Here is a 23,646-nt window from a genome sequence, read left to right as displayed (position 1 = left end):
GCGGGGAGGGGTGCGGAAGCCGGTACCACCGAAGATGTCGTTTCCTTCCATTTCCTGAGGAATGATTGCCACGAACGGACGATCGGGACGGAGGGCGTCGACCCAACGCTGCCCGTTGTGCCTCATGCCGTTGATCTCGGGGAAACCGGCGGAATTGAATACGACGTCGGTGGGGTACCGGATTTCATCGTCCTGCATGATCACTCGTCTCCGATTTGCACAAAACGCCGGCGGAGATAGAATGGTTTTGGCCGTCGACAAGGCGACATGTGGGGATGTCGGCATCCCCAGACGGCCGTTGATGGCGCTCCGGCCAGCACGAACGAAACCTTCCAGTCTCGGCGTGCCGGCAAATTGCCCGCCATGACGGACCCCCGCAAAGCACAGTTCCCGGGTCAGTGATGCCTTCAAACGGCGGGAGCCGGATCGCGGACTCGTCAATATAACCTTGAGCATGGAGGGCCGACGCACCGGAAAGACGACGGACCGTTCCGGCGGTCTCCAAGGGGACGGACACAGCTCTTCCCCCTCGTCGGCCGAGCCTAATATAATCCAGGAGCTCGCGGGCGACAAGCAAGCTCCCAGGCCGGCCCTCTTGCCCGAAGCCGAGGAAAGGGTTTGAATGGCTTTCCGTCAAAGGAGGCTACTTTGGAAACCGTGCACGTGACAGGCTCCTACAAAGTCGTCAAAGATGGATCCGAATATATTCTCTACCGAGGGTCCGAAGAGGTAGCTAGGAGCACCGAAAGCGCCGAAATGATCAAGGAAGCCAGGATCCGAGCCGGCACCGCCCGCTCGCTGCCCGGCCGAGGACATGACTATTGAGCCGCACTCGGTAGCGTGTCACCGACCGGCGACTTTGCCGAAATCTGGAGCTCTGGCGGGCGTCACATCGCCAGGCCCCCACCAGAAGGATTGCCCGAATTCCTTCTTCATCCGGCGCTCATATCTCGCGAAGGAATGGCGGTAATCAGGATCTATCATTGTCTGCAATTGGTCGAACAACAGGCGATCGGTCGCGATCTTTGTGAACCAGACCGACGAGCCCGGCGTCCAAGCCTTCAAGTATTGAGCAAGTGATCTGCCGGTGAATCCGTTCTTGGCGAAATCGGCCGTCGACAGAATAACGCCTGGCCCCGGGCCGAGCAGGTATTCACTCAGGCCTTCGCCGCCTTTCGAGGTGCCAGCGATGACAATATCCGCGAGCATACCGGCCCCACCACCTCGCAGGAACGCCTGGGTCCAGAAGTTCTGGGTGCTCATGTCGCGGGGATCGCTGCCGGCGATCAGCGATTGCATCTGGGAGGCCACCGCGCCGGCAAAGGTCATCACGGTCACGAGCTTCAGACCATAGGCTGTTTTGCCCCATGCGCCGTCCTGAACGGCGGTCCGCATGAGGTGCGTCATCATGAAGGTCATCGGGAAACTTTTGAATTGCGTTGCCGACCTGACGATTTCACCCATGAATGTGCCGCGCTGGAGGCCACCTGCCATCGCTCCTCTAACGCGGGCGTCGGGTTCAAGAATGGCGAAGCGCCGCTCGTCCAGAATGGCATTCATCAGGCGGTCAGACAGGTGCTGATCCTCGACGGCGTTGACGTCGAAGAAGCGGGCGCCGTCGGCTTCGATCGGCGGTGTCGCGCGTAATTTGTCCCATTGGTCGGATGTGAAACCGTATCTCCGAAGGAAGTTGCTGAAAGCCGGGTCGAGCTCCTCGAACGCACTGTCGGACTGCCGGGCAATGAAACCGTTGAACTCCATCCCCCAGGCGCGCTTGAGACCCTCGGTCCAGACGTTGATCCCGGTGATCCGCATGGTGGTGTCGGCGACCCGGCCGGTGAAGCCTTGCCCCACCACCTCATCAGCGAAGCGCTTCGATCCGAGCGCATGATCCATTATGGAAGCGGCCGTAAGATTGATTTGGCGGGCGATCTCTTCGGACTGGTGGCGATCGACGGTCAGATCCTTCACCAGGCGCGCGAGCACGGCCGAGGCCGGGATGCCGTTGTAATTGGCGGCAAGGGTTGCGGTGAAGCTATCGCCAGGCAATGCGGCAACCACGGCCGACCCAAGCCGCGCCGCCGTCTGCAGGTTCCTGACACCACCGCCGATGCCGGCAATGAGTTCACTCTGCGCGACGCCCAGCTTCCCCGTCAGAGAGTCGTAGGTCCGCTTAACCGCCGCTGGGCTATTGAGGGAGATTGAGCGAGCGAAAGCCTTGACGACTGATCGGTTCCTGACGGCATCGTCCTTGGTCGCTACCTCCAGGAGCTTTCGGAAATTGTGTTCGTAGTTAGGGCCAAGGATCTCGACAGTCGCGATCTCGCGACCCATGGCGCCGAGGTGGCCCATCATGGTGTTGAAGAGGCCACCGGACCCGACGCCGTATTTCTTCATCAGCCGGATGTAGGCGTCGGGGTTATCAAATCGGAAGACGCGGAGCTGGTTCGAGAAGCCGCCGGCGCCGCCACTGGCCCGGCCGAGCGTGATGTCGTTAAAGGCATTCGCTATTATGCCGCCGACGGCCGCCGGGGGTGCTGCTCCGTGTCCGACCGAATCCATGACACGGAGATTTCCGGCCTCGAACTCCGTCATCAGGTCGTTTGTAAATTCTCTCTGCGATAATTTGCGGAGCCGGCCCGCATCCCACATCTGCGGCAGCCGCCAGTCTTCGAGCACGGAAAGCGGCTTGCCGCCCTTCTTCACCCGGTCGACGGCGTAGGCTGTGGCATCCTTCCAGCCCTTCGCCGCCATCTTGGCTGCATGATCGCCTGTATCACGTCCGAACAACTCGCGCACAACGTCCCAGATGGACTCGGTATCCTGGAAGCCGGGCAAACCTGCCATCCGTGAGGCATAGGGCTCGAGCGCGCCATTCATCATGCCGAGCAGCCGCTTGGTCACGTTCTCCGCGTGGCCGTCAATATGGATAGCTGTTCCCATCGCCGCGCCGCCTTCAAGGTTGTCGCGGACCAACATGCTTTGAAGGCCGACGGTGAGCCCGTGGGGGTGCTGTTGCATGCGGTTGAGCGCCGTCGTGTAGGCGATCGCCTGCTTTGCCGCCATCAGTTTACGTTCCCGTGCCGCCGCCGCCATCGTGCGGGCAGCCTCAAGGGCGCTCGCAGCTTCGGCCGACGCCGGACCCATCGCAGGATAGAGACGCCCCTGTATGCCGTCCCTGATCGCGAGAGCGTCGTCGGCTTGTTTTTGCGTGATCCGCTTCGCCTCAACCAGGCGCGCCAGACATCCCCGGATGCTCATTTCGATGCTCCATGACCAAGGTAAGACAGAATGCGCTCGGCAGCGGCGATTTCCTCGTCAGCTTCCGCCATTATGTCGGCGGCCGCTCTTTTACCCTGACCGTCACCGAGGTCGATCATCACAGCCGGTACCGGAGGCACCGGAGCTTCGAACACGGCGCCAGGCGGCTTTATGGAGGGGACGCTGATCATGCTATTCCTCTTCAACGGGGCCGAGGTCGTCGACCGTGATCAAACCATCGTACTCCTGCACGCGCGCCGGCACCGGGTCGGGACGAAGATCCAGGACATACCCCGGGGTGACGCTGAGGTTGTTGTTGATCTGAGTATTGTTGATGATCTGCTGGCCAGGGCGATCGAATGCGAGAGAGTCCGCGGCCTTCAGGCGAACGGTCTGTCCCGCGGCGGTCGCCTTCATCGCCGGATCGTCGCGGATTTCCGCGATTGTGCGAATGCTCGCGGCGCGCTCCCCATTCCGAAGCGCGACGACTTGCTGCTGATAATACGCGTCCACCGAGGGCTTCAGCAATGCTGCGCGAAGGGCGCGCGAAGAGATGCCGACGGCATCGGCGGCGTCCTTCATTCTGATGATCGCGGTGGGCTCGCCGTCTTTACCGAAAACCAACATCTCGATCGCCTGCTTGACCTTCGGCGTCAGCCCAGAGCCTCGACCAGTCAATTTCTGCCGGCCGGGCTTTGCCAACTCTCGCCGCCGAGCTGCAAGAAGAGCTTTCGGATCTGCATCATGTCGGACTGCCATTCAGGCACCTCAAGCCGGGGCAGGGTAGAGTGATGAAAATACCATCGCCCCAGAACCCCTTTGATGGTTGAAAAAATCGAGTTCGGCTGTTCGCAGCGAGCTGGGGACTTGCGGCAGTGCTACCCGCATGGCTTATCGACGCATCATCGGCGCGGCGGGCAAACGCGGCAAAGCACAGCTCTTGCTCCGGAACCGGGATCGCGCAATGTTGCGCCCCCACCACCCAAAGGAGAAAGTCATGGCGTTCATCGCAGCAACCAGAATTCCAGATCTCACGCACGTCACCATTAATACCGACCACATCGTGTTTGCAGAACCGGGCGAAGATGGAGGCACTAAGCTGTCATTATCGCCGCAGGGTGGCCCTGGAGCTCCGTACCCTGTCACAATCCGTCAGGACTACGAGTATATATCCAAACTCCTTGTCCTCATCGGGAGCGAGGGCCCGGCGGACGAAAGCCGGAGCGAATAAAAAAGCCTGCCCCAAACCTTCAGATCAGCGGAAATATCGTGTGAGGGTGGAACTGGAAGACTCGAGCCCAATTTTGCCCCCCACCCCCCTGGTCGAGGGCGCTACAGGAAAAGAGGGGGGTGGGGGTGCTGATCATTCGCATCAGGCGCGCCGCTCTCGACGAGGATGGCTAAGCCGAACAAGACATGTCCGGCCTGGCGATCACACGTTGAAAGGCCCTGCCGTTTCGGAGGGTACGAGCTTGGCCCGATCCTCACGCGGCGTGTCCTGTAGCGCAGCGGCCTGCTGCTCGGCAGTGAACGGCGTCAGGGACCATTCGTCCGGGAGGCGCTGTGCGGTCCGACGGGCATCGACGGCATCCATCCACGCACTTTCGCCGTTGACGCGGTGCACGTTGATCTGAGTTGCGCCCAGGCGCAGGCGGGTTTCAATCTGGTTCGACATGATGGTTCTCCGTTGCGTTTCTGCATCCGATCGCCATCGCTCAATCGGTCATTCCCCGAAAAACGTAGCTGAAACCGCGCCCTGTGTTGCCCTAAGGTTGCCCAAGGCGCGGTAGCTGCGTCGCAACGGGGAACGATGCAGCGTCAATATCGCTGATTTACAAGGGTTGTGCAACGATTGATGCTGTTTTTGTCAACCGGCTAACAACCGCTTGCTCATTCCTTCGCTTTCCGGCACTCCCGGAAATACTGGCGATCCTCCCGGGCGTGCTCAAGACACCTCAATCACCCAATCGTCGCGACGCCGAAGGCGCGTTCTCAGCTTTCAGATATCGATCTCTTTTCAGTCTCGATGTCCGTATCAGTATCGGTATCCTTCTCCCTCTCCGTATCCTTCTCCTTCTCCTTCTCTTCGTACCGGATGACTGACACTACGCGGACAGGGTAAGGTATGGGGTATGGGACGGGGTGCCGATGGGGTTCAGTACCCCGTCCCTTGTTTGCGGCTTAGATTGGCCGCAAGCTGTGGTGAGATCTGGATAGCATCTGACGCGGGGCGGGACGCGCTCGGCGCTGGCGGGGCGTCACCGGTCCAGCGATCCTCGGCATTCAGGAAATCTTGTTCGACGACTTCCCGGATTGTGTCGCTCTCGATATCTCCGACCTGCCGGCGATAACCCTGCATCACCTTGGGAGCCGGTTTGACCGCGAACCGCATCCATTGGTCGACATAAACCTCTTCGGTCTCCTCGTCGTAGTAGATGAGCCCGACAAATGTCAGATGCTTCCGGCTCTCAGTGACCCGACTGACATCCCACTGCAGATCGGCGGCCGGCCACTGGTCGGGGCATCGGAAGAAGCCGAGGGCGTTCTGATGTTCGCATGTCATCATCCAGAGTAGAAGCAGCTTGTGATCACTGTCGTCGAGGGAGCGAACGCGCTTGGAGCGCCAGAGCGTGTGATGGATTTGGTTGAAGGGCCAGCTTTTGCTCATGGCGTTCTCCTCTGGCATTTGACGCAGCGGAATGGTCCATCAGCTTTTGCAAGCGCGATCCGCACTTTGCCCTTGTGGCCGCAGATACATTCGATCGTCTTGGTGATCATTGTGGAAGGCGACGCCAGCGAAGCCGCCTCCTGCCGATCCTCAAACTTAGATTTCTGACGGCGAGGCGGTGATCCTTCACCCCGCCCTGGACCGCCGCCGGTGATGCCCTCAGCCCCTTTCCGGGATATGGTCTGCCGCATCCGGCTCTTTGCGAAATCGCGCCTGGTCATCCGTGCGCCTTCCGATAGGTCCGAAAGCGTTGCGCCATGGCGGACGCTTCGCACGCTTCGAGCGCACTCAAGCCAAAGCGCCGGCGCAGCTCGGGAATGATCGGCTGGGGAGGGTGGCGCTCGTCGGCGAGCCATTGTGCCGCGCTGACGACGGCTTCACTGTGCTCGTGATCGGCGCCGGTCATCGGGCGGCTCCATCACGTTCAGCCATTCGAGCTCGCAACCAGGCTTCAATTTCCGGCTCCGACCAGGCAACCAACCGCCCGCCTATCTTTATCGGGGGCGGGAAACTGCCTTGCTTGATGAGGACGTTGCGCTGCGATTTCGATAAGCGAATGCCCTTCGCCTTGAGATCGTCAGCAGACAGGAGATTGACCATGATATGCTCCATTGCGGACCTACACAGGCAGCAGGCAATCCGCACGAATCATTAAGGACCTGTTAGGTCCTATATGAACCTACAAGGTCCATTGCATCAAGGACCTTTTTGGTGCATGCAGTGGTCATGGCACCGAAGCAAACTGATCCTCAGTTCAAGTTGAGACTTCCACCCGACCTGAAGCAGGCGTTGGAGGAGGCGGCGATGGTCAACAATAGATCAGTGAGCGCGGAGATTATTGCCCGCCTTCAGGATTCACTGATCGCTGTCGGAAAGGAGTTCTGGCTAGATCGGCGGATTGCTGCGATTGACCGGCAGCTCGAGGAGCAACGCGCGCAGATAAACGACCTGCTGAATCGTCCACGTGATTAAGAAGCTCGCGTCTCGGGGAATTTGACGATGTTCGCATCCCCTGGCGGCGCAACTATCTGTTTGAGCTTAGCAGCCCATCGATCGAGGGCTTCACGCATTTCCGGTTCGAATTGGTGCTGGTCGTAGACTCTGCGAAGGCCCGTTTTCCCATGACCAATGACCATCTCGGCGACGTCCGCATTGATCCGCAGAGCCGACAGCCTGGTTCGCACCGTCCGCCGCACATCGTGAAATACCCAATCGGGGAGGGTGGCCTCCGGGTTGTTCTTTGTCAGGATCTCAAGCATGGCCTTGTCCAGCGCCTCTTTTGCGCGGCTAAAGCCGTTGATCGGCTTCACGCCCTTGGTCGTGCTGAACAAGCAGTCGCCGGTCCCATCTCCTGAGAACCGTTCTAGGTCTCCGAGCAGTGACAACGCGTCTTCGGATAGCGGAACGATGTGCGACTGGCCGGATTTGAAGCGTTCGGGGGGGACTGTCCAAAGCTTTTTCTTCAGGTCGAATTCCGACCACTGGGCGTCAGAGACTTCAGCTTTCCGTTGACCGGTCAACATCAGGAGTTTGTAGAATGGCCCGAGCGGGTAGGGTAGAGCGGTTGCTGCCGCCCAATATGCCTTGATCTCCTCATCGGAGAGAACGCGGACGCTCACCGTCTTGGAGAGTTTAAAATGTTTCGGCTGCAGGTGCTGGGTCGGATTGATCACCAATCCATAGCCCTGGCGACGCTCGGGCCACATCGCCCACGAAAATATCGCCTTGATGTGCCCCCAGGTATTGTAAGCCATGCCAGGCGCCGGCCGGTCGCGGATGGCGCCGATCAACTCCGCAATGTCGGAGTCAGTGACATCGGCGATCGGTTTTTTTGCCCAGGGATTAGTCCAGAGGATCGATCCGGCTTTGTCTTTGCGCTCCAGTAGTTCACGGCGGATCTCTCTGGAATCCTGCTCAGAGTGCCGGTTTCGCTGCCTGGTTTTGATATCTTCCAGATAGTCTTCGACAACCGCAGCGAATGAGTTCGCGCGCTTCCGCAAGTTTTCTGCTCTGACGCGCTGGATTTCCTCTTTCGGATCGAGCCCACGCCTCAGCATGAGAAGCCAGCTTTTCGCCTCTTCCCTGGCGTTATGAAGCGAAATGGCGGGATATTCGCCGATGGCACGTCGCGTCGGGTTGCTGCTTCCGGGGTATCTCGCAACAAGATTGAAGGTCTTCCTGCCTTTATCCGTCACCCGTATCACGAGGCCGCGCAAGATGGTGTCCGGGTGCTCGTCACGCTGCCCGGGCATGGCCGGCTTGATCGCTGCAACGCCAAGCTCGGTGAGTTTCTTCGCTGGGTGTCTCATGGAAATCTCCGGGCAACACCGGGCAACAATTTTCGCCGGCTCTATTAGGTCTTTATGGAACCTTATAGGTCCATCTGTCAACTGCAAACCCTGAGAAGTATAGGGTTTGCAGACCTAGTTGAACGTTGTAAGCCATCGTCGGTCTCTGCCGGAGGCGGCTCATAACCGCTTGGTTGGGGGTTCGAGTCCCTCCGGGCCCACCAATTTATTGAATTTCCAAGGGTGGGCTAGGCGGCTGCCATCGCGCGCTTGCGCGTTAGGGCTTTACCTAGCGCCTGACCGGGAATCTCAATCCATCGGTATCCAATCGCAGCAATCAGATATGTGACCGGCACGGTGATCGCCAGCGCGGTAGCCCATCGGGCCGGGTTTGACATCGGATGGTTCGCGATAAGATACGCGATAACTGGTTGCATCACGAGAAGGTGGGCGAGGTAGGCGCCAAACGAGAGCTCGCCGAGCAGATGGAAGAACTTGTTCCCAAGCAAGCTGCTGATCTTCGACAGCAGCGGCCTGAGTGGTTGCCACACCACACGATGATGAAGGAGAAGGAAGAACACTCCGACAATCGCCAGCCGCGCACCGTGATGGATTACGCCCATTGCGCCGCCGATCGGGATCAACATAAGCGCCGCCGACAGAGCGGCGGCTAACCAGACACGCTTCGCGTCCGCGCCGAGAACACTTGCCATCAAAATTCCGACCGCGAAGACATGCATCTTCAAAGGCAAGAATGCAGGCATTGGGAATCGATATCCAAGCGCATAGGAGATCACCGCAGCAGCCAGGCCGGCGAACACAACAGCACCTATGCCCACAAAGAGGTTCAAACGTTTGATGACGAGCATCACAAACGGAAGCACGAGGTAGAACTGCATTTCGAGGCCGATACTCCAATCAGGGAGCGCAGTTCGATATGCATATCCCGGCATGGTGCCGAACGCGAATGTCAGATGCGCCACCCAATTCCAGAAGCTTTGATCGAGGTAACGCCCTGCCGGCTGCACCGGAACAGAGTTGTAAGCGTCGATCATTACCCGCGCTTCGTAGATCGCGGGGCCGAGGGCCATCGCAAAAATCAACATGATGTAATAGAGCGGCGCGATCCTAAAAAAGCGGCGCAACCAAAATGTTCGCCACGTGGATGGTAGCTCCCATGGTTCCTTCGCTTCCCGCAGCCGATAATGAAACATCATCAAGAAGCCAGAAAGGACAATGAAGAGATCTACGCCAAGGTCCGGATCACCGATTAAAGGCACCCGGAACCGGGTCAAGAGGTGCGCATGACCTATCAAAACCCATAGCGCCGCGATACCTCGTAATCCATCCAGGCACTCAATGCGGTTTGGCGCAGTTTCGGTCATTAGGTTGCCTCCGATCGAAATGCAGTATTCGTGCACCATCTAGACGATTACAGCAACCGGATGATCCAACGAGTGTGAGAGTTAAGATCACAGGGTACTTGCGGATTTTGGTTATGCCAGGACGCCGCCAATGGCGATCCTCTTGCAAATACCGCCTCACTGGGGTACCCATGATTCAATATTTCAAGGATTGTATGAATGTTGAATCAGCAGCAGGCTCTGGGGGCCTTCGGTGCTCTCTCGCAAGAAACGCGACTGCACATTGTCCGGATGCTGGTTGTCGCCGGGCCCGAGGGCATGGCCGCAGGTTTGATTGCCGAGCGGGCAGGGGTGTCGGCGTCCAATATTTCGTTTCATCTCAAGGAGCTCGAACACTCGGGCCTGATCCTCCAGCAGCGTGAATCGCGCTCGATCATCTACAGGGCGAATATCGAGGTCCTCGGCGATCTGGTGCGCTTTCTGATGGAGGACTGCTGCGCCGGCCATCCGGAAATTTGCGCTCCCGCCGTAGAGGTTGCCGCCTGCTGCGCTCCCGCTGCGGCGAAGGCATGACGGACGGCTCGAAGTCGCCGGTGCCATCGTGCTTGGCGGTCGGTCCGGAACATCTGAAGTGGAAAACAGAAACAAGCCAATCGGAACAACGTCACCAGGGACAATCGTCATGTCTGATCGCACCTACAACGTCCTCTTCCTCTGCACCGGGAACTCTGCCCGCTCCATCATCGCGGAGGCCATCCTCAACAGGGTCGGCCAGGGCAGGTTCAAAGCCTATTCGGCCGGCTCCCAGCCGAAAGGCGAGGTCCACCCTTACACGCTCCAGCTCCTGAAGACCCTGAACCACGATACCAGCTTCGCCCGCTCGAAGAACTGGGAGGAGTTCGCGGCTCCGGGCGCTCCGCAGATGGACTTCGTGTTTACCGTCTGCGACAACGCCGCCAACGAGGCGTGCCCGGTTTGGCCGGGCCAGCCGATGACCGCCCACTGGGGCGTTCCCGATCCCGCCGCCGCCGAGGGGACCGAAGCCGAAAAGCACTTCGCTTTCGACGAAACGTACAGGATGCTCAACAACCGCCTCTCCATCTTCGCCAGTCTGCCGATGACAAGCCTCGACAAGCTGGCACTCCAGAAACGGCTGGACGAGATCGGCCGCAGCTCTCAGAAGGCCGAATGAGCGTGGCCGTCGATCTTGGACGCCGTCTGGTCGCGGAGGCTCTCGGCACAGCAATCCTCGTCGCAACCGTCGTCGGTTCGGGCATCATGGCTGATCGCCTGACCGACGATACGGCCATGTCCCTGCTGGGCAATACGATACCGACTGGAGCAATCCTGTTCGTGCTGATCACGATCCTCGGTCCGATCTCGGGTGCACACTTCAATCCCGTCGTGACAATGGTTTTCGCCGTGCGTCGGGAAATCAATGCCTCTTTGGTCGCCCCTTACATCCTGGCACAGGTAGCGGGCGGCGTATCCGGAACGATGGTCGCTCATGCAATGTTCGACCTTTCGCTCCTCCAAATGTCAGGAACGATCCGTACGGGATCGGCTCAATGGATCGCGGAAGCGGTCGCGACTTTCGGTTTGCTGCTGACCATTCTCGGCGGCTTGCGCTTCAGGGTCGACGCGATCCCTCTGCTGGTGGGTCTCTATATAACGGCAGCCTACTGGTTCACCGCATCCACATCCTTCGCCAATCCGGCGGTCGCCATTGCCCGGAGCATGACCGATACTTTCTCCGGCATTCGCCCCACCGATCTGCCGGGTTTCATCGTTGCCCAGATCCTCGGAGCGCTCATCGCCGCCGCACTTGCGGGATGGCTATTTGCCGAGCGCCGCAACGAAGTTCCCCCTATCATCGCTCAAGGAGCCGACTGATCATGGACGTCACCATCTATCACAACCCCGCCTGCGGGACCTCCCGAAACACTCTGGAGCTGATCCAGCACGCCGGCATCGAGCCAACGGTAATCGAGTATCTGAAAAACCCGCCGACCCGCGAGCAACTCGTCCGGATGATCGCTGACGCCGGATTGACCGTCCGCCAGGCGATCCGGGAAAAGGGTACGCCCTACATGGAGCTCGGCCTCGACAATCCGGAACTGACCGACGACCAGCTTCTCGACGCGATGCTGAAGGACCCGATCCTGATCAATCGCCCGTTCGTCGTCACGCCGATGGGGACGCGCCTGTCGCGGCCGTCCGAGCTGGTCCTGGATGTCCTGCCTGCGGACGCGTTCAAGGGGCCGTTCACAAAGGAAGACGGCGAACGCGTCCTTGACGATGAAGGAAAGCGTATTGCCTGAAGCTTTTCCTGCCGCATCGCCCGAATATTTCCGCATGCCCGATCCCGATGCGCTGCGCCCTGCGTTCTCGACGCACAAGCCGCGCATCCTGATCCTCTATGGATCCCTGCGCGAGGTGTCGTACAGCCGATTTCTCGCGCACGAGGCCCGGCGCCTCCTGGAGCATTTCGGGTGCGAAGTTCGGGTATACGACCCGCGAGGCCTGCCGCTTCCGGACGAAGCGCCCGTCAGCCATCCCAAGGTCCAGGAACTGCGGGAGCTATCGCAATGGTCGGAGGGCCAGGTTTGGGTCAGCCCTGAGCGCCACGGCGCAATGACCGGGATCATGAAGGCGCAGATCGACTGGGTTCCCCTGGCTCTCGGTTCGATCCGACCGACACAGGGAAAGACCCTGGCGGTCATGGAGGTTTCCGGCGGGAGCCAGTCCTTCAACGCCGTGAACCAGATGCGTATTCTGGGACGGTGGATGCGGATGATCACCATTCCGAACCAGTCGTCGGTTGCGAAGGCCTACCAGGAGTTCGACGCCGACGGACGGATGAAGCCGTCCTCCTATTACGACCGTGTCGTCGACGTCTGTGAAGAACTGGTCAAGTTCACCGTGTTGACGAGGGACGTGTCGGCTTACCTCACCGATCGCTACAGCGAACGCAAAGAAGACGCCGAGAAGCTCGAAAGCAGGGTCAAGCTCAAATCGGTCTGACGTATTTCGATGATTGTGGAAATAGCCTTGACCACTCCGGCTTTCGCCGTTATCGTATTTCCATGAACATCGAAAAAGCCGCATCTCAGCTCGAAGCCCTTGGCAACGTCACCCGCCTCCAGATCTACCGTGTCCTGGTTCGCGCGGGCGAGGAAGGTCTCCCGGTCGGCCGTCTTCAGGAGAAGCTGGATATCCCGGGATCGACGCTTTCCCACCATCTGAAGCGTCTGGTCGATACCGGGCTGGTCGTTCAGGACCGTCAGGCGACGACGCTGATCTGTACCGCAAACTACAACCACATGAATGCGCTGATCGGTTACCTCGTCGATGAGTGCTGCGCTGACCAGGGATGCAACGGGCCAACGACCAGGGTCGTCGCCTGACCGCATTTTTTTACATCATAATTTCGAAACTTCCAGAAATACCGATGGAGATCAAAATGAAGTCGAATGACGCGTTTCCCGTTGCTGTTGTCGGCGCAGGTCCGGTCGGACTGGCGGCGGCGGCAAGGTTGCTTGAAGCTGGCATGACGCCGGTCATTTTCGAAAGGGGAGATTCGGTTGGGACCGCGCTTCTAGAGTGGGGCCACGTTCGGGTGTTCTCACCATGGAAGTACAATATCGATGACGCCGCTCGGCGACTGCTGGAGGGCAACGGCTGGGCCGCTCCTTCACCTGATCGCCTGCCGACCGGGCGTGAGATCGTCGATGACTACCTGCTGCCTCTGTCGCGCGTTCCGGCCATCGAGCAGGCGATAAAGCTCGGCGCAACCGTCACGGCCATCGCCCGCCGGGGCCTGGACAAGGTTTCCACCGGGGGCCGCTCGGAGGCGCCGTTCGCAATCCGATATCGGGACGGCGAGGGGGAACACGAGGTCGTCGCGCGCGCAGTGATCGATGCCTCCGGCACATGGACGCAACCGAACCCAATGGGCGTGAACGGCATTCCGGTCCTTGGCGAGAGCGCAGGTGGACCGGTTTCCTACGGCATTCCGGACGTGATCGGGGGCAGGCGTTCGGACTTCATGGGCAAGCGTACGCTCGTGGTGGGAAGCGGCCATTCGGCGATCAATGTCGCCCTTGCATTGCTGGAACTCCAGCAGGCCAACCCGTCTACCGAAATCCACTGGGCGCTTCGTAATCATGGGGTCGCCAAGCTGCTGGGCGGCGGTCTGAACGACCAGCTGCCAGAACGGGGCGCTCTGGGTCTTGCGGCAAAGAAGGCCATGGACGCGGGAAGGCTCAGGATGCTCACGTCCTTTTCGGCAAGCGGCATCACCAGGAGAAATGACAAGGTCGTCGTGACCGCGACGGCCGATGGGGAGGCGATCGAACTGGAGTTGGATCAGGTCGTCGTCGCTACCGGGTTTCGCCCAGACTTCTCGTTCCTGAGGGAGCTGCGGCTGAGCGTCGATCCGGCCGTCGAGGCGCCGCCGGCACTGGCTCCTCTTATCGACCCGAACCTTCATTCCTGTGGTACCGTCCGCCCGCACGGGGTCGACGAACTGTCGCATCCGGAAAAGGATTTCTACATCGTGGGATCGAAGTCTTACGGGCGAGCTCCGACCTTTCTGATGCGGACGGGTTACGAGCAGGTGCGGTCTGTCGTCGCGGAACTTGCTGGTGATCATGCCGCCGCGCGACGTGTCGAACTCGTGCTTCCCGAAACAGGCGTCTGCACCGCTATTCCGCGGATCTCGACGTCTTCGGGATGTTGCGGAGGTCCGGCCCCTGCTACGGTAGATGCATGTTGTGTCGCTGACGCCGAAGCCAAATCCGAAGGCAGGACTGGCTGCGGTTGCGGCGAGACAAAGGTCGAAACCGAGCACGCATGATGCCCAACGAACAGAAGTTGCCGCTCTGGGCCCTGATTGGCCTTGGAGCCTCGCAGAACATCGGCTACGGCACCCTTTATTATGCCTTCAGTATTCTGGTTCCGGAGATTGCCCGCGACGTCGGGCGATCGGAACAGTGGGTGTTCGGAGCGTTTTCGATCGCACTGCTGGCCGGCAGCCTCGCCGCTCCGCTTTCGGGAACCCTTGCCGACCGGATTGGCGCGGGGCGCCTGATGGCCGCAGGATCGCTGCTGGCCGCCGCCTGCCTGGTGATGATGGCCGTGTCGTCGGGGCCGCTGACCTTTGCCGTTTCGCTGGCGTTGACAGAAGTGGTTTCCGTTGCGGTTCTCTACGCGACGGCTTTCACCGCCATCGTGCAGGCGGGAGGAAAGAAGGCCCAGACCTCGATCGTTCACCTGACACTGATGGCCGGGTTCGCGTCGTCGATGTTCTGGCCCCTAACGTCCTGGATGCACGGTTTCCTCTCGTGGCGTGAAATCTACATGGTCTTCGCGGCCATGAACCTGGCCGTCTGCTTTCCCGTCCACCTCGCCCTGGCGCGTCTGACGACCAGCGCCGTGTCCGCATCCAAAGCGACACCTCCGACGGTCGCGCCGGTCCGCGCAGTTGCAAACAGGAACCTGCTGTTCTTCCTGATGCTGTTCGGCTTCGCCATCGAAGGATATGCGTTGTCCGCCATCCTCGTTCACATGGTCCCGCTGACCCAGGCGCTCGGTATGGGAGCCGCGGGCCTTGTCGTCGCCTCTCTGTTCGGTCCTTCGCAGGTGGCCAGTCGCCTGATCAACCTGGTCTTCGGCCGCGAATTGCCGCAAAGATGGCTGGCGGTGATCGCCACGGCGCTGATCCCGTCCGGTCTCGCGATCCTCATGTTGACGACGCCATCCGTACCCGGTGCCATCCTGTTCGCCGTCTGCTTCGGACTTGGTTCCGGATTGACAAGCATCGTGAGCGGTACCCTGCCGCTGGAGTTGTTCGGCAAGGCCGGCTACGGCAGTCGCATGGGCTGGGTGACGTCGGCCAAGCAGATGATGTCCGCCGTCGCTCCGCTCGCAATGTCGATCTTGCTGGCGGGCATAGGTGTCGTGCCATCGATCTGGTGGACCGTGGCGATCGGGACGATTGCGACCTTGGCGTTTCTTGGAATTGTCATGACAATCCAGCTGGGTGCACGGGCGTCCATCCCGGAGGCGTCAAGTCGATGATTCCTCGCACTGCGCCAACAGCCGGGAATTTCGGGTAGATCCGTCCCGTTCTTTGATTGGAACAAAGCCTTGGGTCGTGCGTTCCGGCCCAATGTCTGGCTGACGGCCGATGGCGCGATGGGTGCTTGCCGAATGGATGATGACCGCTTGACCGGCGCTGGCCGGCCAATCCGATCAGGACGAGACATCGGCCGGGACGGCATTTCGAGCAGCTATCGGCCGGCAATCCGGGTAACCACCTTCATTCCTCTTGTCTTTCCGCTCCTGGCGTCGTGTTCCGGCCTCCAGTCGGCGCTCGATCCGGCTGGCCGCGAGGCGAGCGATGTTGCCAACCTGTTTTTCGTCATGCTGATCGGCGGCGTGGTCATCTGGGCGGGTGTGGTCGGCCTGCTGTTCCATGCGGCGCGCAAGCGTAGACCCTATTCGGAAAAGGGGGCGGGGCAGATCATCCTTTGGGGTGGGGCCGTTTTCCCGACGGTAATCCTCGCAGCCCTGCTTTCCTATGCCGTCTGGCTGATGCCTAACATCCGGCCCTGGTTCGGTGAGGGTGTGGGCGTAGGCCGTGTGGAGGTGACAGGCGAGCAGTTCTGGTGGCGGGTGCGCTATCTCGACGAGGGCGGCGCAGTCGCTTTCGAAACCGCCAATGAAGTGCGCGTACCGGTCGGGAAGCGCGTCGTCTTTTTGCTGAATTCGCCCGACGTCATCCATTCCTTCTGGATACCCGTGCTCGGCGGCAAGATGGACATGATACCCGGCCGGGAAAACCGCCTGACGCTGCAGGCGGAAAAGCCCGGTACCTATCGGGGCGTCTGCGCCGAGTTCTGCGGCGCCAGTCACGCGCTGATGGCTTTCACCGTCCATGCGATGGAACCGGAGGCGTACAAGGCCTGGATGGCTGCGCGTCGCAACGCGTCCGGCGGACAGGATAACGAGGGGTTGGCGCTCTTCCTTCGCCACGGTTGCGGCGCCTGCCATGCCATTGCCGGTACGGAGGCGAGGGGAACGATCGGTCCCGATCTGACCGCTTTCGGCGAGCGCGGTTCCGTGGGAGCGGGCGCGCTTCCCAATGGAGAGGAGCATGTCGCCCGCTTTATACGCGATCCCGGCCAGGTCAAGCCGGAGGCGCATATGCCGCACTTCTCCATGCTGGAGGAGGCGGCGATCGACCGGATAGCTGCCTACCTGAAAGGGCTCAGATGACCAAGGAGCTCGGCAATTTTTCGCCGGAAGAGCGGGCGGCGCAGGAGGAACGGCTCCGCAAGGTATGGGAGACGCCGAAAGGCATCCGCTACTGGACGTCCGTCAACAACAGCGAGATCGGCCTGTGGTACGGCGTCGCCGCCTTTGCCTTCATGCTGTTCGCGGGTCTGCTCGGGCTCTTGATGCGCCTGCAACTGGCGGTGCCGCAGAACGACTTCATCTCCGCCGAGCTCTTCAACCAGGCCTTCACGCTGCATGGCACGGTGATGATGTTCCTGTTCGCGGTGCCGATCTTCGAAGCCGTTGCGATCTTCCTGCTGCCGTCGATGCTGGGCGCCCGGGAGCTGCCTTTCCCGCGGCTGTCCGCCTTCGGCTTCTGGAGCTTTCTGATCGGCGGGGTCTTCGTCTGCGGGTCGATCTTCTTCAACGCCGCGCCGAACGCCGGCTGGTTCATGTATCCGCCGCTGGCGACCGACGACGAATATGCCGGCATCGGTGCGGACATATGGCTGCTCGGCCTGTCCTTCATCGAGGTGGCCTCGATCGCCGCCGCCGTCGAGATCATCGTCGGTATCATGAAGTGCCGGGCGCCCGGCATGCGCGTCAACCTGATGCCGATGTTCGCCTGGTACCTGCTGATCGTCGCGGGCATGATCCTGTTCGCCTTTCCGCCGCTGATTGCCGGCGACATCCTGTTCGAGATGGAGCGGATGTTCGACTGGCCGTTCTTCGACGCGAGGCGAGGCGGCGATCCGCTGCTTTGGCAGCACCTGTTCTGGATCTTCGGCCACCCGGAAGTCTACATCATCTTCCTGCCCGCGATCGCGCTGATGGCGATGATCGTGCCGACGTTTTCGCAGCGACCGATCGTCGGTTATTCCTGGATCGTGCTGGCCGCCGTCGGTACGGGTTTCCTGAGCTTCGGGCTCTGGGTGCACCACATGTTCGCGACCGGCCTGCCGCAGATCTCGCTCGCCTTCTTTTCGGCAGCGTCTGAAGCGGTGGCGATCCCGACGGGGGTGCAGATATTCGTGTTCATCGCCACCATGCTCGCCGGCCGGGTGATCTTTTCGGTACCGATGCTGTTCGGGGCAGGCGGGCTGATCATATTCGTGATCGGCGGACTGACAGGGGTGATGGTGGCGCTCGTACCGTTCGACTGGCAGGCGCATGATACCTATTTCGTCGTCGCGCACCTGCACTACGTGCTGATCGGCGGCATGCTGTTTCCGGTCGTCGCGGGCATCTATTACTACTTTCCGTTCGTGACGGGTAAGAAGCTCAGCGATGCCTGGGGCAGGGCCGCTTTCTGGCTGATGTTTGCCGGTTTCAACACCGCCTTCTTCCCCATGCACTTCTCCGGCCTGCGCGGGATGCCGCGGCGGGTCTTCACCTATCCGGAAGATATCGGCTGGGACTGGTTCAACCTCATCTCGACCATCGGCGCCTTCGTCTTCGCCGCCGGTGTCGCGACCTTCGTCATCGACATTTTCCGCCCGAAACAACAACCGGCAGGGCGCGATCTCAACCCCTGGAATTCCGGGACGCTCGAATGGACCAACGATCCGGCGGAAACCTGGGGCATGCGCTCGGTACCGATCATCACCAGCCGTTATCCGCTCTGGGACCAGCCGAATCTGCAAGCGGATATCGAGGCCGGGCGCTTCTATCTGCCGGATGCCAAATCCGGCAAGCGCGAGACGCTGGTGACCTCCGTTCTGGACGCGAAGCCGATCCAGTGCCTGCGGGTCGGCGGCGTTTCCTACGTGACGATCATCGCGGCGATCGCGCTCGGCGGCGTGTTCATCGCCCTGACCTTCAAATTGTGGATCACCACGATCGTCTTCGCGATCATCACCTTCATAGCCGTCATCCACTGGCTCTGGAACGGAACAGCGCCGATCCCGGAGGCACCGGAGATAGATGTCGGGCTGGGCGAGAAACTGCCGATCTATGTCTCCGGCCCGGCTTCGGTGGGATGGTGGGCGATGTTCATCACCATGGTCGGCGACGGCACGGCGTTCGCGAGCCTGATCTTCGGCTATTTCTTCTACTGGACCATCCATGACGACTTCACCACGGTGGCCAATGGACCCGGCGTCCTATGGCCGACGGCGGCACTGGTGCTCTACGTCGTCGCCTGGGTGCTGACGCTGCTGGCGCGCGAACTGAACGAGAAAGGCCCGACGGGCGCGCGGCTGGTGCTCATCCTGGCCTTCGCCGTTTCAATCGCGGCCTCGCTTGCGGGCCTTGCCGGTCCCTATCTGCACGGCATGGACCCGACCTCACACGTCTATCCGGCCATCGTCTGGATCGTCGCAATCTGGACAGTGACGCATGGCATAGTCGGCGCGATCATGCAGGGCTATTGTCTGGCGCGCAGCATCGCCGGCCGAATGACGGCGGAATACGACCAGGATATCCGCAACGTCGCGCTCTATTGGCACTTCATGGCCTTTACCGCCGTCGTCACCTTCGCGGTCCTCGGCCTGTTTCCTTTGGTGAACACATGAAGAGCTTCATTCCGCGCGAGGTTGAGAGCCTCTGGACCCTGTTCACCGCCCCGACCGTCTGGGCGCTGCATTTCCTTGTCTGTTACGCGACGGTGGCGGTCTTCTGCGCCAAGGGCTTCGCCTCCGAGATATCGTTCGATACGGTGCGGATCGGGCTCGGCGTGGTAACGTTGCTGGCGCTGGCGATGATCGTGCTGTCGGCCTGGCTTGCATGGCGGCAATGGGGTTTCGGCTCCGACGACCCGCCGCACGACGAGGCGACCCGCAACGCCCGGACCTTGTTCCAGGGATTTGCGACGCTGCTGCTGTCAGGCCTCAGCTTTGCCGCCGTCCTCTACATGGCCATTCCGATGATCTTCATCGCGGGGTGCCAGCCATGAGGAGGACGGCGCTGATCACCGGCCTTGTTCTGCTGTTCGTCCTGTGGACCGTCCTCCCGCTTGCCGATCGGGCGTCCTTCACGGTGCACATGATCGCCCATATGGGCGTCGTGGCGGGTGCTGCGCCGTTGATTGCGATCGGCCTTTCCGGAACGCGCTTCGACCTTTTGTCCAATCTGCCCTGGCTTACGCCGCTCACCGCTTCGCTGATCGAGCTATTCGCCGTGTGGACCTGGCATATTCCCGCCCTTCGGACCCTGTCCGAAACCTCGCCCCTCATTGCGATGCTGGAGCAGTTCATCTTTCTCGGCGCAGGTCTCGCTCTCTGGCTCTCCTGTCTCGGCGGAGCCGCGACGGGCCGGGAGGAGCGGCGGCTGACCGGCACATTCGGTCTGCTCTTTACCTCCGTGCACATGACGCTGCTTGGCGCGCTGTTGGCGCTTTCGCCGCGTCCGCTCTACGGCGATGGTGAAGTAAGTTGCCTCGGCGTGACCTTGTCTGCCGCGGTGGACCAGCAGGCCGGCGGCGTTGTCATGCTTCTGGTGGGCGCCGCAGTCTATTTGGCCGGTGGCGTGGCGCTGTTGGCCCGCACGCTGAACGCGCCGCTGCCGGATCGGTGAGTCGGGGCGTAGAGATGACGTCCTCCCGCTCTGTCGAGCCGTCGTCGTCGTGCGTGGAGGGGGAGAGGACAGCCGGCGGTTGACATCGCCATGTGCATGACGCGGATCGGTACGATCTCCCCAGCTATTTGGCGCGCTCCTGGCCCTCCGGCCGAAGTTGGCGTTGCAAGTTTCAGGCTCCGGCCTATTTGATGGGACGTGAACACCAGATATCGGAGTGTCAGTTGAATCAAACCCGACCAGTGCTCCTTCTCGTCACTGCGTCGCTGATCCCGCTCATCATTCTCGCCGCCGTGATGGGCAGGTTCTTCATTCAGGAGCAGCAGGACGCGCTCGACGCCGACATTCGCAGCAAAGCGACGATCATGGCCGCGACGCTTCAGCGGGAGCTTAAAAGCCAGATCCAGCTTCTGTCCGTCGTTGCGGATTCGCCCCGGCTCGATCCGCCGATTCCGCGCGCCGCCTTCGCCGAGACCGCACGGCGCCTGCGCGAAAGAGTGCCTGAATGGGAGCAGATCCGGATATCGGACGAGAAAGGCGAGGTCGTGCTGTCCTCACCGCCGCTCGACGGCTCGGCTGAGAGACAGGTCGTGGACGTGGAAAGCCACCGGACCCTGGTTCGCACGGGCGCCGCCGTGATCGGCAATGTTTCAATCGGGCCTCGCGGGCAGGCGGCGTTTGCCGTGAGAGTTCCGATCGAGAGGAACGACAAGCTGCGAGCCATTCTGTCGGTCGTCATCCGCCCGACGATCGTGACAAACCTCCTCTACGCCAATGGGCTCCCGGAAAGCTGGGCGGCCTGGATCGTCGACGGTCAGGATCGCCTTGTCGCTTCGACCGGCGCTCCTGCGCTTGCCGGCAATGCGGCAAGCGAGTTCGCAAGCTTTTCCGGAACGGATTTCGGCCTGGCGACGCTCAAGAATGGGCTGGAGGTGCGGGTTGCCCAAGTAGCGCTTGGGGAAACCCCGTGGCGGGTGAGGGTGGGCCTGCCGGTTGCGGAATACGATAGGCTGGCACGCAAGGCGACATTGCTGCTCGCGGCCGCCAGCTGTTTCACGCTGCTGCTCTCAGGTTCGGCTGCGTTTCTCTTCCACCGGGAAATTCGCGCAAGGAACCGCGAACGCGAAAGCGTGGCCAATTGGCAGCGCATGGATGCGCTTGGAAAGCTGACGGGCCAGGCAGCGCATGATTTCAACAACCTGCTCATGGTGTTTCAATCGGGTGTCGAGGGCATCAAGAGGAGGCGGAACGACGAGCAGCGGGTGACCCAGCTCCTTTCGCACATGAGCGAGGGAGTAACGAGGGGAAAGGCGATCACGCAACGACTGCTGTCGTTCTCGAGGCGCTCTAATCAGGGCGCCGGACATGTCGAGCTGGACATAAAACTTGCCGAATTGAGACCGCTGCTGCGACAGGCCATCGATGACACGATCGTCATGGCCATCAATGTTCCAGGCGACATCTGGCCCGTTCACGTCGATCCCGCGGGGCTGGAAAATGCGCTGATCAATTTTCTTACCAATGCGCGCGAAGCAATGGGCAGCGGCGGTCAAGTGACGATTTCGGCAAGAAATGTGCTCGATGGCGCTGCGGAAGATCCGACGCTTCAAGGACAATTTGTTGCCTTGACGATCGCGGATACCGGAACAGGTGTCGCATCCGAGCATCTGGGGCGAGTGTTCGAGCCGTTTTTCTCCACGAAGAAGAACGGCGGCCCTGGCCTCGGGCTGACCCAGGTCCACAGTTTCGCCAAGGGCAGCGGCGGTGCCGTGAAGGTCGCGAGCGTGGCCGGCCATGGCAGCGCCTTCACGCTGCTTCTTCCCCGCTCAGACGAACAGCGCGTCACGCGCGAGCCCGCAAAGCCGGCGGTAAATCTTCCGGCCAGGCTTTTGATCGTGGACGATACCCCATCGTCTCTGGAATCGGTGCGCCTGGCCCTGGAAGGACTTGCCTCCACGATCTTCGTGGCGACAAGCGGCGTCGAGGCAATTGAGGTTCTGGAGCGTCACCCCGAAATCGAGGCGGTGATCAGCGACATCATGATGCCGGGAATGTCCGGCATAGAGCTTGCCGAGGAGATACGCCGGAAGAACTCGCACCTGCCGGTCGTGCTGATGACCGGCTACAGCGACAGGCTGGAGGCCGGCACGGAGGTCGGCTGTCCGGTGGTGGCGAAGCCGTTCAAGATCGAAGACCTGGCCGCTTCGCTGGAGGCGGCGAAAACATCGACGGAACAGCCGACAAATGTCGTGCGCCTGGAGATCCCGGCGAAAAGCTGACGGGCGTCGACGACGCGTCAGTCTATCCGACCAAGCTGAGCGGCTTATGGGCCTGCGACGGAATGGGATCCAGAAGCCCGGTTAGATATCGCCCATAGGCGCTCTTCCCATATTGCTTGGCGAGGCATTCGAGCTGGTCGGCGTCGATAAAGTTCTGGCGATAGGCAATCTCCTCAGGGCAGGAAATCTTGACGCCTTGTCGGCGTTCAAGCGTCGATACGAATTCGGATGCTTCAAGGAGGCTGTCGGGCGTGCCTGTGTCGAGCCAGGCATAACCGCGGCCCATCATCTCGACATGGAGCGTTCCGCGGTCGAGATAAGCTCGATTGACATCGGTGATCTCCAGTTCGCCTCTGGCGGACGGCCTCAGGTTGGCAGCAATGTCGATGACGTCCTTGTCATAGAAATAGAGGCCCGTGACGGCCCAGCTCGAGCGGGGGTGTTCCGGTTTCTCTTCGATCGAAGCTGCCTTCATTTGGCTGTCGAACTCAACCACGCCGTAACGCTGCGGGTCGTTGACGTGGTAGGCAAAAACCGTGGCGCCGCTTTCGCGCGCCATGGCGCTTTTGAAGAGGTCGGTGATGCCGTGGCCGAAGAAGATGTTGTCGCCCAGGACCAGGCAGGACGAATTGGAGCCGATGAAATCGGCCCCGATAATATAGGCTTGCGCAAGACCGTCAGGAGAGGGCTGTTCCGCATAGGATAACGAGAGCCCCCATTTGGAACCGTCGCCCAGCAGCTGCTGGAAATTCGGCATGTCCTTTGGCGTCGATATGATCAGGATGTCGCGGATCCCTGCGAGCATCAGCGTCGACAGTGGATAATAGATCATCGGCTTGTCATAGATCGGCATGAGCTGTTTCGACAGCACCTGCGTCATCGGGTGTAACCGCGTGCCGCTGCCGCCGGCGAGAATAATTCCCTTCATCCAT

26 protein-coding genes are annotated in these 23,646 nt (G+C 60.7%); 15 read left to right on the top strand and 11 right to left on the bottom strand.

The features are described from left to right. From C5J22_RS12690 to C5J22_RS12675, 4 genes are all read right to left on the bottom strand, one after another. The coding region (locus tag C5J22_RS12690) for a hypothetical protein (protein WP_172746606.1) at positions 1-198 on the bottom strand (198 nt) is incomplete at its 3' end. Positions 199-843: 645 nt separating this feature from the next. Then, positions 844-3,261 carry a hypothetical protein gene (locus C5J22_RS12685; RefSeq protein WP_105438489.1) on the bottom strand — a complete coding sequence of 806 codons (2,418 nt, stop codon included), beginning with the start codon at positions 3,259-3,261 and terminating at the stop codon, positions 844-846. Then, positions 3,258-3,452, bottom strand: coding sequence for a hypothetical protein (locus tag C5J22_RS12680; RefSeq protein ID WP_105438488.1), 195 nt, complete (start codon positions 3,450-3,452; stop codon positions 3,258-3,260). The genes C5J22_RS12685 and C5J22_RS12680 overlap by 4 nt, the downstream gene beginning before the upstream one ends. Position 3,453: 1 nt before the next feature. Next, positions 3,454-4,020 (bottom strand): hypothetical protein, encoded by a 567-nt coding sequence (locus C5J22_RS12675; RefSeq protein WP_172746605.1) that lies wholly within the window; start codon positions 4,018-4,020, stop codon positions 3,454-3,456. A 238-nt stretch (positions 4,021-4,258) separates the two neighbouring features. Here C5J22_RS12675 and C5J22_RS12670 point away from each other — a divergent pair, with 238 nt between their 5' ends. Then, a complete protein-coding gene (locus C5J22_RS12670; protein ID WP_105438486.1) occupies positions 4,259-4,492 on the top strand; it encodes a hypothetical protein in 234 nt (77 codons plus the stop codon). Positions 4,493-4,693: 201 nt separating this feature from the next. Here C5J22_RS12670 and C5J22_RS12665 read toward each other — a convergent pair whose 3' ends face one another. The 4 genes from C5J22_RS12665 to C5J22_RS12650 all read right to left on the bottom strand — a co-directional run bounded on the left by C5J22_RS12665 (position 4,694) and on the right by C5J22_RS12650 (position 6,589). Continuing rightward, the gene (locus C5J22_RS12665; RefSeq protein ID WP_105438485.1) at positions 4,694-4,936 is read right to left on the bottom strand and encodes a hypothetical protein; all 243 of its coding nucleotides are present in this window, start codon (positions 4,934-4,936) and stop codon (positions 4,694-4,696) included. Positions 4,937-5,416: 480 nt separating this feature from the next. Next, positions 5,417-5,929, bottom strand: a complete 513-nt coding sequence (locus C5J22_RS12660) for a hypothetical protein (protein ID WP_105438484.1) — start codon at positions 5,927-5,929, stop codon at positions 5,417-5,419. A gap of 277 nt (positions 5,930-6,206) precedes the next feature. Then, positions 6,207-6,395, bottom strand: a complete 189-nt coding sequence (locus C5J22_RS12655; RefSeq protein ID WP_105438483.1) for a hypothetical protein — start codon at positions 6,393-6,395, stop codon at positions 6,207-6,209. Next, positions 6,392-6,589, bottom strand: a complete 198-nt coding sequence (locus C5J22_RS12650) for an AlpA family transcriptional regulator (protein WP_105438482.1) — start codon at positions 6,587-6,589, stop codon at positions 6,392-6,394. The genes C5J22_RS12655 and C5J22_RS12650 overlap by 4 nt, the downstream gene beginning before the upstream one ends. A gap of 126 nt (positions 6,590-6,715) precedes the next feature. Here C5J22_RS12650 and C5J22_RS12645 point away from each other — a divergent pair, with 126 nt between their 5' ends. Further along, positions 6,716-6,961, top strand: coding sequence for an Arc family DNA-binding protein (locus tag C5J22_RS12645; RefSeq protein WP_105438481.1), 246 nt, complete (start codon positions 6,716-6,718; stop codon positions 6,959-6,961). Here C5J22_RS12645 and C5J22_RS12640 read toward each other — a convergent pair. Beyond that, positions 6,958-8,298 (bottom strand): site-specific integrase, encoded by a 1,341-nt coding sequence (locus C5J22_RS12640; RefSeq protein ID WP_105438480.1) that lies wholly within the window; start codon positions 8,296-8,298, stop codon positions 6,958-6,960. The two genes, C5J22_RS12645 and C5J22_RS12640, sit on opposite strands and share 4 nt — an antisense overlap. 227 nt (positions 8,299-8,525) lie before the next feature. Then, positions 8,526-9,662: an acyltransferase gene (locus C5J22_RS12630; RefSeq protein ID WP_105438479.1), complete on the bottom strand. Its 1,137-nt coding sequence runs from the start codon at positions 9,660-9,662 to the stop codon at positions 8,526-8,528. 201 nt (positions 9,663-9,863) lie between these two features. Between C5J22_RS12630 and C5J22_RS12625 the strand changes: the two genes are divergently transcribed. The 13 genes from C5J22_RS12625 to C5J22_RS12565 all read left to right on the top strand — a co-directional run bounded on the left by C5J22_RS12625 (position 9,864) and on the right by C5J22_RS12565 (position 22,714). Next, complete coding sequence (locus C5J22_RS12625) at positions 9,864-10,214, top strand: helix-turn-helix transcriptional regulator (RefSeq protein ID WP_105438539.1); 351 nt, start codon at positions 9,864-9,866, stop codon at positions 10,212-10,214. 109 nt (positions 10,215-10,323) lie between these two features. Next, positions 10,324-10,833 carry an arsenate reductase ArsC gene (locus C5J22_RS12620; protein ID WP_105438478.1) on the top strand — a complete coding sequence of 170 codons (510 nt, stop codon included), beginning with the start codon at positions 10,324-10,326 and terminating at the stop codon, positions 10,831-10,833. Further along, complete coding sequence (locus C5J22_RS12615) at positions 10,830-11,534, top strand: MIP/aquaporin family protein (protein WP_105438477.1); 705 nt, start codon at positions 10,830-10,832, stop codon at positions 11,532-11,534. The genes C5J22_RS12620 and C5J22_RS12615 overlap by 4 nt, the downstream gene beginning before the upstream one ends. Before the next feature lie 2 nt (positions 11,535-11,536). Further along, a complete protein-coding gene (gene arsC / locus C5J22_RS12610; protein WP_205837175.1) occupies positions 11,537-11,962 on the top strand; it encodes an arsenate reductase (glutaredoxin) in 426 nt (141 codons plus the stop codon). Then, positions 11,940-12,665, top strand: a complete 726-nt coding sequence (gene arsH / locus C5J22_RS12605) for an arsenical resistance protein ArsH (RefSeq protein ID WP_105438476.1) — start codon at positions 11,940-11,942, stop codon at positions 12,663-12,665. The genes arsC and arsH overlap by 23 nt, the downstream gene beginning before the upstream one ends. Before the next feature lie 62 nt (positions 12,666-12,727). Next, a complete protein-coding gene (locus C5J22_RS12600; protein WP_105438475.1) occupies positions 12,728-13,048 on the top strand; it encodes a helix-turn-helix transcriptional regulator in 321 nt (106 codons plus the stop codon). 56 nt (positions 13,049-13,104) lie between these two features. Beyond that, positions 13,105-14,499 (top strand): NAD(P)-binding domain-containing protein, encoded by a 1,395-nt coding sequence (locus C5J22_RS12595; RefSeq protein ID WP_105438537.1) that lies wholly within the window; start codon positions 13,105-13,107, stop codon positions 14,497-14,499. Further along, positions 14,496-15,722, top strand: a complete 1,227-nt coding sequence (gene arsK, locus C5J22_RS12590; protein ID WP_105438474.1) for an arsenite efflux MFS transporter ArsK — start codon at positions 14,496-14,498, stop codon at positions 15,720-15,722. Before C5J22_RS12595 ends, arsK begins: the two co-directional genes overlap by 4 nt. A 132-nt stretch (positions 15,723-15,854) precedes the next feature. Next, the gene (gene coxB, locus C5J22_RS12585; RefSeq protein ID WP_105438536.1) at positions 15,855-16,922 is read left to right on the top strand and encodes a cytochrome c oxidase subunit II; all 1,068 of its coding nucleotides are present in this window, start codon (positions 15,855-15,857) and stop codon (positions 16,920-16,922) included. Further along, positions 16,919-19,435 (top strand): cytochrome c oxidase subunit I, encoded by a 2,517-nt coding sequence (gene ctaD, locus C5J22_RS12580; RefSeq protein WP_105438473.1) that lies wholly within the window; start codon positions 16,919-16,921, stop codon positions 19,433-19,435. The genes coxB and ctaD overlap by 4 nt, the downstream gene beginning before the upstream one ends. Next, positions 19,432-19,815 carry a hypothetical protein gene (locus C5J22_RS12575; protein WP_105438472.1) on the top strand — a complete coding sequence of 128 codons (384 nt, stop codon included), beginning with the start codon at positions 19,432-19,434 and terminating at the stop codon, positions 19,813-19,815. The genes ctaD and C5J22_RS12575 overlap by 4 nt, the downstream gene beginning before the upstream one ends. Further along, positions 19,812-20,435, top strand: a complete 624-nt coding sequence (locus tag C5J22_RS12570) for a cytochrome c oxidase assembly protein (RefSeq protein WP_105438471.1) — start codon at positions 19,812-19,814, stop codon at positions 20,433-20,435. Before C5J22_RS12575 ends, C5J22_RS12570 begins: the two co-directional genes overlap by 4 nt. Before the next feature lie 224 nt (positions 20,436-20,659). Next, entirely contained in the window at positions 20,660-22,714 is a 2,055-nt protein-coding gene (locus tag C5J22_RS12565; protein WP_105438470.1) for a response regulator, read from the top strand. 22 nt (positions 22,715-22,736) lie between these two features. Here the strand turns inward: C5J22_RS12565 and rfbA are convergent, their stop codons facing one another. Further along, on the bottom strand, positions 22,737-23,642 hold the full coding sequence (gene rfbA / locus C5J22_RS12560) for a glucose-1-phosphate thymidylyltransferase RfbA (RefSeq protein WP_105438469.1): 906 nt from the start codon (positions 23,640-23,642) through the stop codon (positions 22,737-22,739). Between the last annotated feature and the right edge of the window lie 4 nt (positions 23,643-23,646).

It is taken from the genome of Neorhizobium sp. T25_13 (genome assembly GCF_002968675.1).
In the GTDB taxonomy this organism is placed as follows: Bacteria; Pseudomonadota; Alphaproteobacteria; order Rhizobiales; family Rhizobiaceae; genus Neorhizobium; species Neorhizobium tomejilense.
Note: the sequence above shows the minus strand (reverse complement) of the source record. Positions and strands in the feature narration are given on the sequence as shown.